The sequence below is a fragment of the Actinoalloteichus sp. GBA129-24 genome (assembly GCF_001941645.1).
Taxonomy (GTDB): domain Bacteria; phylum Actinomycetota; class Actinomycetes; order Mycobacteriales; family Pseudonocardiaceae; genus Actinoalloteichus_A; species Actinoalloteichus_A fjordicus.
Genome location: NZ_CP016077.1, coordinates 1,723,109 through 1,737,441, shown reverse-complemented (window position 1 = coordinate 1,737,441; position 14,333 = coordinate 1,723,109). Strand labels below are relative to the sequence as shown.

At 69.7% G+C, this 14,333-nt stretch carries 6 protein-coding genes and 1 tRNA gene; 2 read left to right on the top strand and 5 right to left on the bottom strand.

Features of this window, described 5'->3' with window-relative positions:
* Positions 1-52: 52 nt before the first annotated feature.
* The 4 genes from UA75_RS07920 to UA75_RS07905 all read right to left on the bottom strand — a co-directional run bounded on the left by UA75_RS07920 (position 53) and on the right by UA75_RS07905 (position 9,944).
* Positions 53-5,371 carry a hypothetical protein gene (locus UA75_RS07920; RefSeq protein ID WP_157442188.1) on the bottom strand — a complete coding sequence of 1,773 codons (5,319 nt, stop codon included), beginning with the start codon at positions 5,369-5,371 and terminating at the stop codon, positions 53-55.
* A 49-nt stretch (positions 5,372-5,420) separates the two neighbouring features.
* On the bottom strand, positions 5,421-7,097 hold the full coding sequence (gene ettA / locus UA75_RS07915; protein ID WP_075739696.1) for an energy-dependent translational throttle protein EttA: 1,677 nt from the start codon (positions 7,095-7,097) through the stop codon (positions 5,421-5,423).
* 205 nt (positions 7,098-7,302) lie between these two features.
* Positions 7,303-7,728: a single-stranded DNA-binding protein gene (ssb, locus tag UA75_RS07910; RefSeq protein WP_075739695.1), complete on the bottom strand. Its 426-nt coding sequence runs from the start codon at positions 7,726-7,728 to the stop codon at positions 7,303-7,305.
* 179 nt (positions 7,729-7,907) lie between these two features.
* Positions 7,908-9,944 (bottom strand): cytochrome c oxidase assembly protein, encoded by a 2,037-nt coding sequence (locus tag UA75_RS07905; RefSeq protein WP_075739694.1) that lies wholly within the window; start codon positions 9,942-9,944, stop codon positions 7,908-7,910.
* Between the two features lie 381 nt (positions 9,945-10,325).
* Between UA75_RS07905 and UA75_RS07900 the strand changes: the two genes are divergently transcribed.
* Together UA75_RS07900 and UA75_RS07895 are read left to right on the top strand one after the other, a co-directional pair.
* Positions 10,326-10,398, top strand: a tRNA-Arg gene (locus tag UA75_RS07900).
* 2,913 nt (positions 10,399-13,311) lie between these two features.
* The gene (locus tag UA75_RS07895) at positions 13,312-13,647 is read left to right on the top strand and encodes a MerR family transcriptional regulator (RefSeq protein ID WP_075739693.1); all 336 of its coding nucleotides are present in this window, start codon (positions 13,312-13,314) and stop codon (positions 13,645-13,647) included.
* 152 nt (positions 13,648-13,799) lie between these two features.
* On the opposite strand, the gene UA75_RS35075 is transcribed toward UA75_RS07895, so the two are convergent.
* A complete protein-coding gene (locus tag UA75_RS35075; protein WP_318533296.1) occupies positions 13,800-14,270 on the bottom strand; it encodes a fatty acid desaturase family protein in 471 nt (156 codons plus the stop codon).
* Between the last annotated feature and the right edge of the window lie 63 nt (positions 14,271-14,333).

Genomic DNA, 14,333 nt, shown 5'->3' with positions numbered 1-14,333 from the left:
TGCTTTCGAGGGTGCCGGGAGATCGCCTGCGGCGGGGGGTGTTTCACCCGCCTCAATCCCCCGGAGGTGTCCAGACCTGATCGTCCTCCGAGTCGGCTACGACGTCGGACTCCGGTCCTCGTCGGGGCGGCAGGACCGCCCAGTCGCCACCGGCCTGCTCCGAGGCGACGGAGGACGGGGTCTGGCTGCCGGTCTCCCGGCCTGCGACCTCCGATTGAGGCCTGGCGTTGTCGACGAACGCGGCGGCCCCGAGCTGATTCGCCCCAGGCGGAACCCCGTCGCCGCTGCGCTGCCGGGGCGGTGTGCCCGACTCACCGGGAACGCCGCCGGAATCGCGTGCGGCCTGCGGCGGCTGCCCCGACTCGCCCACTCGCGGCGCGGGCGGCGGCACGGGCAGCTCCAGCCCTCGCAGGCTCGACTCGTACTCCATCATCGCGTCAGCCAGGAGATCCCCGATGCGTAGTGGAGAACGCACTCGGCGCAGTCGACCGGTGCTGGTCACATCGTCGCCCGCTGCCGAGCGCGACACGATCGGCTCCGGTACGGACGTGGCCTGCTCCGGGGTGCCTGCGGCAGGCAGGTCGCCGTACTCCGCCTGGTCCGGGACGGGCGGCGGTGTCTCGGACGGCGTCGACTCGGAGTGCGACACCGACGGCGAGTGCGCAGGCGGCGGTGCTTCCTGCGGAAGTGCCTCCTGCGGAGTTGCTGCTCCGGAAGTGGCGACTGCCTGCCAAGGCTCGGCGGGCGAAGACTCTGCTCGCGGAACGGATGTCTCCGGAGTCGTCGGCTCCGGAACCGGCACTGCGTGCGGAGACACTGCTCCGGAGTTCGCAGCCTGCGGGGACTCGCCGTCGGGCGTCGCGCGGCCCGCTTCGAACTCGACGGCAGGCGCCCCGGTGCCCTGCCCCGGCCTGCCGAGCGCGATCCCGAGCGGTGGGGTCCTCGGCTCGCCGGGATCGACGGACTCATACCCGGACGCGGAGGCGGCGATCCGGGGGATCGGCTCGGTGGGAGCATCCGAGAAGTCCGCGCCCGTCCACGGTGTCGGCGTCGAGCCTGCGGGCACTCGGTCGGTTTCCGCAGGCGACGACTCGGCGGCGGGGCCCGGTATCTGCGGCCCGGACGCGGAGCCTGCCGCAGTCGCGGGCACGTCGTCCCGAGCCACGGCATCCCTCGAGCCACGCAATTCGAAGCCCGGCACCGCATCGCTCCCTGACGCACCCCCCGGCGTCGAAGCAGCGGAGAGATCGGCGGCGTCGGGCGTGACTCGGGGTGGCGGACTCACCCCGAGGTCGGGGTCCGCCGCCCCCGTCGCTGCGGCAGCCGGATCGGACGGCCCAGGACGCACAGCGCCAACAGACGTGGACGAGTCCACCCCGCCGACGTCGGAGCTGATCGCCGATCGATCGCCACCCGCCGATGCCGGGCTGCCCTCCTGTTCCGCAGTGGTGGAGCCGACGTTCCGAGGAGGCACGGCCGGACCGCCGACGGCCCACGGAAACGAGGTCGCGGGCGAGGACGAGAGCGACAGGCCTACACCCGGTTCCCGGGCGGGACGCACCGGGATGCCCGCAGGCGGCGTCGGGGACTCGCTCGCGGCGAGCGTCTCCGCCCGCGCCGAGGCAGGGTCGCCGCGGAACGCAGGCTGATCAGGCGTGGTGGTCTCTCCGCGATCCGATCGGGCCGAGGCGACGTCGAGAGGCAACGCCCGTTCCCACTCCGGTGCTGCGGTGGCCTCGGCAGCGTGTGCCCGACGGCCGGAATTCGCCGACCGGCCCCCCGACCGCCATTCGGCTGCTGCTGCTGCGTCCCCTGCTCCGCCGGAGGTTCCGATGGCGGTCCCTGCGGACCCTGTCTCGGGTGTCCGGCCGTCGGCGTCGTCGTCGTGCGACGCGGATGCCGCCGCATCGAACACGGCCGGGTCGACGGGTCCCGACGGAGGGGACGCCCCCTCCGGTTCGACGGCCTGCGCTCGGTGGGATGCCGGGCTCGGCGGGGCGCCGCCCGCAGCGGTGCGCGGGCCGTCCGTCATGACGGCGACATCCAGCGGATCACCGGTCGGCCGCGTGGGTTCCGGCGACTCGAAGCCGGGTGAGGTCTCGGTCGGAGGAGTCGTCGACGGTTCTGCACCGAAGCTGCTCGCCGCGCCGACATCGGCTCCCTTGGCTCGGGCGTGGTCGGCACCACCACCGCGTTCCTGAACCGGTGGAGGCAGATCCTGAACCGAGTGGACGTCGGCTTCGGCGCCGGGAGCAGGCGCAGGCGGGGCGGTGGGGGCGTGGTCGGTCGGGTCGTCGACAGGACCGGTGACGGCCGGGTGCTGCGCAGCGGGCGCCCGGGCCGTCGGGTCCTGATATTCGGGCTCTCGAGACGCGGAGTCCCCCGATGCGGGGTGCGTGGCGGCGGGCTGTTCGGCGGGCTCCGGGCGAGGCGGTGACGGCATCGGCACTCCGACGCCGAACATGCCGAACGGCATGGGGGGCACCGGGTCCGCCGGCTCCTGATCCTCGTCGTCGGCCCGTTCGTAGGCGAGCAGCGGATCGGTGGTGCCGATGCCCCGGAAGAGCGCCAGCGAACTCGGGGCGAGGTCGATCTCCCCGCCCATCGCCGCCAGCTCGCTCAGGCTGAAGCTGGGCAGCGTGTCGCCGCTGGTGGGCGGTGTGTCGTCGCGGATGACCGGCAAGGGCGCGGTGATCTCGTTCGCCAGTGCCGCATCGTCGGGCAATCCCGATACGGCAGGAGCACCCGACACCGGCATCCCCTGCGGCGGGGTCGGCTGTTCTCCCGGCCTCGCCGCCCAGGACACCGGTCCGCCTGCGGCAGGCGCGGGTTCGGCAGCCCATGACGGAGCGGACTCGGAGCGGTGATCGGCTGCGACGGGCAGTTCCCCGCCGCCCGCCGCCGCGCGCCGCGACGGCAGCGGCTCCGCGGCGAAGGTCGCGCCGAGCGGCCCGGACGTCTGTTCCTCGTCGTGCCGGTCCGACCGCCGAGACACTACTGAGGGCGTCGCAGGCGGGTCGAAGCCCGCCTGCCTCCCGGACGTCGCCTGCCCGGCTGCGCGCTCCACCCCGAAGGCCGGACCCGTCCCGCCTGCTGCGGCGAGCTCGGACTGCACGCCTGCCGAAGCGACGGCCTCGCCCACTGGTTCACGGCCGGAGACCACGCCGGAATTCCCCTCGAAGCCGATGGGGGGCGCGGGGTGGACCAGCTCGGAAACCGCAGGGGCCGACGCTGCTGCGGCCCGGTCGGACGTCTCCGCAGAGGTGTCGCCACGGCGCGAGATGTCGGCGGAACTCCTCACCTGATCGCGGGGCGCCGAGGGGGCCGACGAGCCGGACTCGGACCCCGCGCCGGGCTCGACGAACGTCCCCGGCGGGGGAGCATCGGCGTCCGATCGGCGCGCGTCCATCTGGCCCGCACTCACCTCCGTCGAGCCGGTGAACACCGTGTCAGCGGGCCTTTGGTCGGCAGGCGCCTCGCCAGCAGGACCCACGTCAGCCGGACCCACGTCAGCGGGCACAGCGGCCGTCCGCCCGGCCGAGGCTTCGGTCATCGGTGTCGACGGCGCGGGACCGTCGAAGCTCTCGGCCGTCACATGCCAGGCCTGCTCCGTCGCCGCAGGCGCGCCGACCTGCCAGTTCGACGGCAGGGCCGGGACGTGTCGATCGGCGGGCTCCGCTGCCTGCGGCTGTGCGGCGGCGGGCTCCGCCGAAGGGATCGAAGCGACGAATTCTTGTGCGTGGGACTCCCCGCCCGCATCGTCCGGGCGCCGCGACGAGAAATCGTCCGCAGCTGTGCGGGGCTCGTCGCTGGTCCTCGGCGGGGCTGCTGCCCAGCCGGTCACCCCCGATCCGCCGTCGATCGAGTCGACCACGGCCGGGTCCCCCTGGTCGGCCCGCACCCGCCAGTCCGGCAGGCTCGGCGAGGCCGATTCGCGCGCTGGACCGCCAGGCGGTGGGAGGTCCTCCGCGTCGCGCTCGCCGCCCGCACCCAGCGTCGCCGCAGTGTGCGAGTCGGTCGCCCCGTGCCGACCGCGTGGCGCCGAGAGCGCCGCCCGATCCTGGTCTGCCGCATCCCGCACTGCGACTCCCGGCGGCAGGGTGAAGGCCGCCCGGATCGGCTCGCCGCCGGGTGCGACGGCCTGACCACGGGCGTCACCAGCGGAGTCGTCGATGCGCCACGCCACCGACGCCCCGCCGGGCTGTGCCTCCGCGCCGTCCGCAGTCTCGGCCGAACCCGGGACCGGGCTCGACGTCGCGGTGTACGAGGAGTCGATCACCGGCCCCGACTCGGCGTCCGGCCGCAACAGGCCGGTCAGGGTGGCTTTCAAGGCTGCGGCGTCGCCGAAGCTGGACGAGAACTCCGCAGCCAACTGCAGCCGGGCCGCGCTGACGGCTCGCTGCCTACGCTGCTCGGCGGCGTGCGCGGCGCGGAGGCAGCGCAGCGCCTCGGGCAACTCGTCGACGGCCTCGTAGAGATACGACAGGGCCTGCAGGCTCTCCGAGAGCAAGGGGTCCAGCCCGTGCCGTCGAGCACCGGCCGCCGCCTCCAACAACAGCTCACGTGCCGTCTCCGGCCGGCCGGCAGGCAGGTGCAGTCTGGTGGCCAGCACCACCCGAAGCCAGCCGACGGCCGAGGCCGACGCGGCTCGGACGGGCCGGTCCAGCGTGGCGCGGCAGACGTCCACGGCCAGGTCGGTCCGCCCGCCGTCCAGCAACAGGTGGGCCCGTTCGAGCATCAGCCGCGCATGCGCCTGTCCGCTGTCGGCCGCCGCGCCCCGGACGCCGTCCAGCAGGTCGAGCCCGTGGAGCACGCACTGCTCGGACCGTCCCGGTTCGCCTCGCCTGCGGTGAAAACCCGCCCGCAGCGCCTGGATCATGGCCTGCCGTAGCAATACGTCGTCTGGGTGCAGCGCGGCATCGGACTCGTACAGCCGATCTGCTGCGGACAGCGCCTGGGACCATCCCTCGTCCCGGCTTCCGCCGGGCAGACACTCCGCGAGTTCCAACAGACCTGCGGCGCGCACGTCGGATGCCAGACCGTCGTCCTCCAACACCGGCCGCAGCAGCCCGAAGGCAATCAACGGGGCACCGACTATCCGCGCGCTGTGGGCCAGTTCGACCCGCAGCGGCGCGGACAGCTCGGTGAACCGCTCGACCTCGACCTCACGGAGAGCTGCGATGCCGCGCTCGACGACCACCACACCTCGTCCGAGCCGATTGAGGGCGAACAACGCCATCAACTCGGCGGAGAGTCTGCTGCGGTGATCGCCCTCCTCGGTGGCGAGCCTGCGGGCTCGCTCGCCCGCGAGGAGGGTCACCTCCGGTGCGCTCCAACGGAGTCGCCAGGCGAGCTCCAGAGCGGAACCCACCTCGCCATTCGCCGGTGTCGCACCCCAGGCGGACGCCACCATGCTCCGTTCAGTCGCGTGTCAGTTTGCGTCGGGTGACGCGGTGCGGGCGCGCCGCGTCGGGTCCGAGCCGCTCGACCTTGTTCTTCTCGTAGCCCTCGAAGTTGCCCTCGAACCAGTACCAGCTTCCAGGGGCGTCCTCGGTGCCTTCCCAGGCGAGGATGTGCGTGGCCACCCGGTCCAGGAACCAGCGATCGTGCGAGATCACCACGGCGCAGCCGGGGAACTGCTCCAAGGCGTTCTCCAACGAGCCGAGGGTCTCGACGTCGAGGTCGTTCGTCGGCTCGTCCAGCAGGATCAGGTTCCCGCCCTGTTTGAGGGTGAGAGCGAGATTCAGCCGGTTGCGTTCGCCGCCGGAGAGCACGCCCGCAGGCTTCTGCTGGTCGGGTCCCTTGAACCCGAAGGCACCGATGTAGGCACGGGAGGGCATCTCGACGTTGCCCACGTGCATGTAGTCGAGTCCGTCGGAGACCACCTCCCACACGTTCTTCTTGGGGTCGATACCGCCCCTGTTCTGATCAACGTAGGACAGCTTCACCGTCTCGCCGATCCGGACGGCACCGCTGTCCGCCTGCTCCAGCCCGACGATGGTCTTGAACAAGGTCGTCTTCCCGACCCCGTTCGGTCCTACGACGCCGACGATCCCGTTGCGGGGCAGGTCGAAGGAGAGCCCGTCGATGAGCACCCGCTCGTCGAAGCCCTTCTTCAGCTTGTCGACCTCGACGACGACACTGCCGAGTCGCGGCCCCGGCGGGATCTGGATCTCCTCGAAGTCGAGCTTCCTGGTCTTCTCGGCCTCGGCGGCCATCTCCTCGTACCGGGCCAACCGCGAGCGAGACTTGGTCTGTCTGGCCTTGGCATTCGATCGGACCCAGGCCAACTCGTCCCGCAGCCGCTTCTGCAGCTTCTGGTCCCGCTTGCCCGCGACGGCGAGCCGCTCCGCCTTCTGTTCCAGGTAGGTCGAGTAGTTGCCCTCGTAGACGTACGTCCGTCCCCGGTCGAGCTCCAGGATCCAGGCGGCGACGTTGTCCAGGAAGTACCGATCGTGCGTGACGGCCAGTACGGCACCGGTGTAGTTGGCCAGGTGCTGTTCCAGCCAGAGCACGCTCTCCGCGTCGAGGTGGTTAGTCGGCTCGTCCAGCAGGAGCAGGTCGGGCTGGGAGAGCAGCAGCTTGCAGAGGGCGACCCGGCGACGCTCACCACCGGAGAGGACCTTCACGTCGGCGTCCGGCGGCGGGCAACGCAGGGCATCCATCGCCTGCTCGAGCTGGGAGTCGAGGTCCCAGGCGTTGGCGTCGTCGAGCTCCTCCTGGAGGGCGCCCATCTCCTCCATGAGCTCGTCGGTGTAGTCGGTCGCGAGCTGGGCGGCGATGTCGTTGAAGCGGTCGAGCTTCACCTTGATCTCGCCGACGCCCTCTTCGACGTTGCCCAGGACAGTCTTGTCCTCGTTGAGCGGCGGCTCCTGCTGAAGGATGCCGACCGTGTATCCGGGCGTCAGATACGCCTCGCCGTTGTTGGGCTGGTCGAGTCCCGCCATGATCTTGAGGACGCTGGACTTTCCAGCGCCGTTGGGCCCCACCACGCCGATCTTGGCGCCTGGGTAGAACTGAATGGTCGCGTCGTCGAGGATGACCTTGTCCCCGTGCGCCTTGCGGACCTTTTTCATGGTGTAGATGAACTCGGCCATGCCGGCGATCGTAGAGCGATGCCCGTAGGCGAGACACCTCGGACGGCCTCTCCGAGTCCCCCGCCGGGCATCGGCGGATCGACAGCGCCCGCGCGCAGGCAGGCCAGGGCGCGTGTCCCTGATCCCACGAACGGCGACTCGAGGCGGCGAAGCCCCGAAGAAGCCGGGCTGAGAGCGGGTCGGGGGCCGCCCCCAGCCCGACGTATCAGGTGGCGACCGCCAAGACGGGCTCGGCCGCCGTCTCGCCGCCCGCCTGTTGTTCGGAAGCACGGGCACCATGCCGCTCCGGAGCAGCACGGCACCGGGTGAGGTCCGGTCCGATGGCCGAGGCCGTGAGCTCCGTGCAGTGCCGCCGTTGCCCGTCCACCGCGTACTCACGGGTCTGCAGCCTGCCGTGCACGATCACCGGATCACCTTTCTCCAGCACGGCGATCGTGTGCTCGGCGAGCGTCCGCCAGCAACGAACCGTCACGAACAGCCGGTCGCCGTTGACCCAGTGCCCTCGGTCGCGGTCGTACCGGCGTTCGGTGCTGCTCAACCGGAAGCTGGCCGCCGCCACTCCCTCGGGGCTCCGGCGGAATCGCACTCCGCTGATCAGGTTGCCCATGATCGTGATGGTCGTCTCGTTCATCGGTGCGCCCTTTCCGGGTGTGATCTCCCTGCCTGCCGGGCAAGTGCTGAGATCAGGATCACCGGGACACGTGACGACCGCAACGAAGACCCCGCCTGCCTGTGGACAACCGAAGACATGTGGACGACACGCCGACACGAGACCGGTAGTCGGGCGTTGCGAACGAGGTGTTGTGGTATTCAGGGCCGTTCAGACAGGTTCTTGAGCATCTCGTTGTAGGCCGCGCGATCGGCGTCGCCGTCGCCGTCAGCGCGGCGGTCGTCCCGCCGTGCGGCCCGCCCGTCGGTCCGAGCCCACTGCACCAGCAGCGCGATCAGCACCACCACCACCGGAATCTCCCCGGCCGCCCAGGACAGTCCGCCGCCCAGTCGCTGATCCTCCAGCAGGTCCGTCGCCCAGGGCAGTGCGAGGCTGCGATAGAACGTGTCGCCGATCACGGTGCTGGAACTCATCAGCGCGATGCCGAAGAAGGCGTGGAATGGCATCGACGCGAACAGCAGGCCGAGCCTGCCCAGCGGCGGCAGATTTCTCGGAGCCGGGTCGACCCCGATGACCAGCCAGTAGAAGAGGTAGCCGGTGACGAGGAAGTGGGCGTTCATCGCCAGATGCGCCCAGTGCTCTTGCAGCGCGACGTCGAAGAGTCCCGAGAAGTACAGGATGTAGAACGACCCGACGAACAGGGTGAACACGATCGCCGGATGGGTGATCACCATGGTGGCTCGCGAATGCAGCGCGGCGAGCAGCCACTCGCGGGGGCCGGGCGGGGCATCGCGCCCGGCGGCGGGCAGGGCCCGTAGCGCGAGGGTGACCGGGCCGCCCAGCACGAGCAGGATCGGCACCAGCATCGCCAGCAGCATGTGGGCGCCCATGTGCACGCTGAACATCGCGGGGGCGTAGCGACCGATGCCGGAGGACGTCGCGATCAGCAGCGTCGCGCAGCCCGCCAGCCAGGCGATCGTGCGGCCGAGCTGCCAGCCGTCGCCGCGCTTGGCGAGCCTTCGGACCCCGTACAGATAGAGCCCCGCGAGCACCAGGGCGACGGTCCCGAAGATGAGGTCGAACCGCCAGTCCAGCAGGAGGGCCGTCAGGGTGGGCGGCCCGTCCAGGTCATAGCCGAGCGCCACCTCGGTACTGGAGGGCCCGACCGGGTCGAACTCGCTCGGCGGAGGCGTCTGTCCCAAGGCCACAGACACGCCCACCGTGCCGAGCATGATGAGCACCTCGACCGAGGCGAGTCGGATCAGCGTGCGGCCGGAGCCTGCGGCCACGACATCCGCCACACTGCGCCTGCGTTGGAAGTATCCGACGACGCCCAGCAGGATCAGCGCCGCGATCTTGATCAGCAGTAGCCGCCCGTAGACCGTCGTGAACAGCTCGCCGATGCTCACCCGGACGAGCCCGTTGATCGTTCCCGAGACGGCCATGACGATCCAGCAGACGAGGGCGATGCGCGAGAACCGGGTCGTCGCCAGCGCGAGATGTGATCCCCGCCGGAGTCCGTGGGCGAGCAGCGCGATCAGGCCGCCCACCCATAGGGAGGCGGCGTAGAGGTGCATGAGCAGGCTGTTCGTCGCGACGTCGTGGGCGCCGCCGGTCGCCGAGTGCCCCGTGACGACCACCGGCAGCATCCCGGCCAGCGCGACGGCGAACGCCGCCAGCGCCCACCGCCAGGTGAGGATGAAGCGACAGGCGATCGCCACCGCCAGGGCGATGCCCCCGGTCAGCAGCCACGCCCCGGTCTGCTCCAGCCTGGGGATGAGGGAACCCAGGATCTGCGGTTCGAGCACCTCGTCGAGCGGACGTCCGACGGCCTCCGCCACGAACAACGGGACCACCAGGGCGGAGCCGACCGCCCACACGACCGCCGCCCAGCCCGCAGTCCGCACGGCGGCATAGCCGTCTGCGGCGAGCATGCCGGACGGCTGCGGCGGCACCAGGAACGCGGCAGACAGCAGCGAGCCGATGCAGACGATCGCACCGAGCTCGGCGATCACCCGGACCGCAGGCAGTCCGAGCTGGACCAGAACACCGGGATCGGGCAGTCCGAGCGAGGCGTAGAGGTCGTCGGCGAACAACGCGGTCAGCAGGGCGGCGATCAGCACGGCGAACATCGCGCCCGGCAGCAACAGGCTGACCAGCGCGGTGGCCCGGCGCCGACGCGACCCCGTCGGGTCGGACTTCGGCAGCTCGCTGGTCGAGGACGTCTCGGGAGGCACCTCACGAGACTAGGCATCCGGCCTGCGCGCCCTGGCCCCGGCGTCGCCACCGGAGCACGCGCACAGGCAGGCACGTCCCTCGACTGTGACGTAGGCAATAGGCGTGAGCGGCACGCGGACCATCTCGACGCCCGAGCGAGCCGAGGGTGGATACTTGTCACCAGGCCTGGACCGAGCGCAGCAGGTGGGCACCATGCGACCGGCTCAGGGCACTGCTCACGCCGAGAAGGGAAAACCGCTGTCCAGAATGCCGCGTGCACGGTCGACTTCTCACCGTACAGCGATGCCGAATCAGTTGGATACCGGCTCGGCAACAGACGCGCGCCAAGGCTGAACAAGGACTTCACGCGGGTTACCCTGGCCGCGCGTCGAGCACAGAACGCCTCCGTAGCTCAGCGGATAGAGCGAGAGACTTCTAATCTCTTGGTCGCAGGTTCGAGTCCTGCCGGGGGCACTCCAAGGATGAGAACGGGAGCGGTGCTAGCCATGGCACCCTCCTCGTTCTCGTTGTCCTGTTTGCGCTGGTTGAGTCGCTGCTCTCGGTCGAACGGCCAGTTCCGGTGGTTCGTCAGGAGCCAGACGGCCGGGTGGCGTCGTCGCGGCGCTCGTGTTCCCGAGCCAACGCTCACACCCCCTTGTCCGATCATGTACCGGTTTTCGATCCTGAAGTAGCTGGAGTTCAGGACGCGTGGTGAGTGCACGCGCCTGCGGCAGCATTTCCAGGACGGGGTTCCAGGGCTCGGTCGCGTAGGCGATCGGGACGCAGTGCTGCGCGGCGAAGCGTTCGCGATCCAGGACACCAAACGGATCGCGCGACAGCCGCTCCGCCTTCTCGCAGGTCGTAGCCCGGTTCCGGGGTGGACAAAGACGCGGCCAGCTCGCGCCACCCGCCGTCGCCTCGGGGTAGTCCCCGCATCGTGCAGCAGCACCGGGTCCACGTCGGCGTCGCCGTGAATGATCTCCGGGTCGACGAAGGTGGTGTCGTCGGCCGTTGGGGCCCTCCTGCGTCCAGCCCTTGTCGATGTCCTGATCGCTCACCGGCCTGCGGTCCGCGTGAACGCGCAGGTAGTCCCCAATACGGAGAGCCGAGGCGGGTTTGGTGAACCCGGTCGCGCGCACCGGCGCCTTCGGCGTAATGGTCGGCGTTGCCCACGCGACGGGCTGCCGGAGCGGTTCCGGAATGCGTCGGCGCGGTGGCGGCTTCACCCCGGCGGGAACAGCACCGGGAAACAAGAAGCTGAGCGCGGGTGGCCACCAGGGGTGCTGCCGGTCGTGTTGTGCGCGGTGCTCGCTGGCCCAATCAAGCACACAGACGTCGCCACTGCTCACCACAACCGGCCCCGGCGCGCCGTGGCACCACATCACCGCCAGCGAGAGCCCGTCGACGTAGGCGCTGTCGAGGACTCGTGACGCGACCTCAGCCGGAACGCGTTCAATTCGCGCCACCCGGGCGAAGCCTTCGTCGACGGCACAGCCGTAGGCGGGAGGGCGGACTGTTGCGAACTGGAGATAGTCGCCGACCAGCAGGTTCGGTGAGTCTTGTGGTCCACGCGGACGCACGGCGCCTCCGTCGGGTTGTCGATGGTGCTGGCGAGGAGGGGTCCAAGGGTTCGCCGAGTGTCCGCGGTGGCGGCCGGGCACGCCGAATTTTGGCGGGCATGGGGGCCGCCAGGAGCACGTCGGTCACCTGGTCAAGGGATAGCTGTCGCGGGCTACCGCCGTTAGAGTGACGCCTTCACGATATCCTGGTTACCACTTCGCGAGGATGAGTAATGGAGTCTCAGCAGGCACAGCCGAACGGAACGCCCGGCACATCGCCGTTTCCTCGTGAACCGACTCCGCTCTTCGACGCGATCATCTGCGGCCTCGGACGAGAGATCCCGCCACCCGCCGATCGTCAACCTGCCGCCTCGGCAAGCAATGTGGCATCGCACTGACCGCGTACGCCACATTTGCCGGCTGGCTCCACACTTCCCCGCTCCATCGAGTGACCGTGTCCAGGGTTACCTGCCAGATTCCGAATGTTGACAATGTGACTGGCTGGGTCGTGCAGCCGGTCTCCCACGGGTTCCGGCCCATCAGTCGCCCCAATGCTGGATGATCAGCCTGGCGATCCGCGCCGCCAGCTCCGGCAGTGCCGCGCGTTCCGCTACGGTTCCCGACCGGTGTATCGAGCGCGGAATCGATGAACTGCACCCGGGTCGTCGTCGGCCCAGCGCAGGAACCGCTGTTCAGGCGGCGAGACCTTCACTGATGGCGAGCTGGCACGCGGCAGCGATGCGGATGGTGAACTAGTCCGTCCCGGTGTCGTGCACGCGGGCGAGGGGCAGAGTGTCGCCGGGGACGTTCGTGCCGACGTAGTCCATGGCGCGGCCGAGCACGTGCAGGTAGAGGTGAGGGTGGGGCGGCCTGGTGCCGAGCCTGCCGCGGCGAGTTCGGCGCGTATCTCGTCCTGGTGGTGTCAAGCACGGCTGATCCCCAGGGATCGACTCTCATCGCCGCGATGGTGGCGCGGACCGGTCCGGTCACCCAGGTCTCGAGCGGTATCGGCGCGCACATGCTCACGCGTTCCTCTCGTCGTCCGGATGTCGGCTGGCCCGGAGCAGGCCGGACATCTGCTCAATCCGGTCACCAGGCGAGGTATGGCCGCTGACCTGCGGCGCGCTGGATCAGACATTCCCTCACCTGCCGTCCAGTAAATCTATGTCGCCAGGGGTAGACATTCAACTGCCGCAGGGTGTACTGTTCCCCTTGTTCAGGGAGAGACAGCGTCAGATGGCGCGGGAGATGACGTAACTGCCCGCGAAAGGACAAGCGAGACCGCCATGCGGGACGGAGCCGATCACGGAAGGGGTTCCGGCTGGTGGCGGCCCCGGGGCCGGGTAGTGAAGACGAAGCAGTGGCGGCCCTGGTGCAGCAGACGCGGATGAGCACGAGTGTCCGCGTGCAGTGATGTCAGTTCGCAGTATGCAGTAAAGAAGACGGGCGGATGCGGGCCAGGCAGCGCACGGGCCAGCCCCGCATTCCCCAGCGACATCAGGCGTGCTGGGACCGATCTTGGTAAGGGGTTCCGGCCGGTGATGACCGCAGCGGTACCGAGTAAGAGAGAAACACAGAAAAGAAGGGACAGGGCACATCATTGGATCGCCCGCTGCGGCTGTGCAGTAGCGCCGCGCGGGTACCGCAGTCCCATCGGATTGGAAGGTGGTTCTCGGTTACGATTCAGCGATCCCCGCACAGTTCGCTTTTCGGCTGGATGCGGGTACAACAGTCCGGCGTGGATGCCGGTTGGCAATGATGAAACCCAAACCCCTGGGACCCCGGGTGCCTGTACGGCACCCGGGGTCCCTTGTGATGTGGAGGTGGAATGATCCCTGACCAACACGACCCGGCCGTGCCGGATGGCGGGGCGGACAAATTCGACGACGAGGACTACCCCGCCTACACCATGGGCCGCGCCGCAGACATGCTCGGCGCAAGTCAGAACTTTTTGCGCAGCCTCGACGAAGCCGGTCTGATCCAGCCGCAACGCTCCGCTGGCGGGCACCGGCGTTACTCCCGCCGCCAGTTGCGTATCGCCGCACGGGCGCGGGAACTGGTCGACCAGGGCACCGCCGTCGACGCGGCGTGCCGGATCGTGTCCCTCGAAGATCAGCTGCACGAAGCCCAGCAGCAAAATTCCAGTCCCCAGCGCGCCGACTGACACCGTGGGTGTGCCGCCCTCCGGCGGTACACCCATAACAGCTTGAGGGAAAGTTTGTCTGATCTCGCCGGCGTGAACCCACCAGTTCCGAGACCGCGGACCGGACGTCCGCCGACTCTGGCTTCCGCGCGTTGAACGTTTCCGGTTTCCGGTCAGAGACCGCGAGCATGGTCTGCGGCACGCAGTGGTGCGCCGAGCTGATGGAGGTGGCCGAGGACCTGCCGGTACGAGTGCAGCAGTCCGGTTTCGGCGTAAGGGATCTCGTGGCGGCGGCAGAATCGGTCCACAATCGGCTGAGCGCGGCGCAGGTGCGGGCGGGGCATGTTCGGGAAGAGATGGTGCTCGATCTGGTAATTGAGCCCGCCGAGCACGAAGTCGATGGCCTTCCCGCCGCAGACCTTGCGTGCGGTCAGCACTTGCCGGTGCAGGAAGTCGACCGGCTGCCCAGTCATCGTGGGCATTCCCTTGTGGTTCGGCGCGAACGAACAGCCCATGTAGATACCCCAGAGGGCTTGGTGCACCGCGACGAATGTGACCGCGAGACCGGGTGAGAACACGAGAAACACTGCGGTGAGGTAACTCGCGACGTGCGCGGTCAGCAGTGCGCCTTCCAGGCGGCGCATCTTCGTCTCACCGCGCCACACCGCCCGAATTCCGGAGACGTGCAGGTTAAGTTTTTCGAGGGT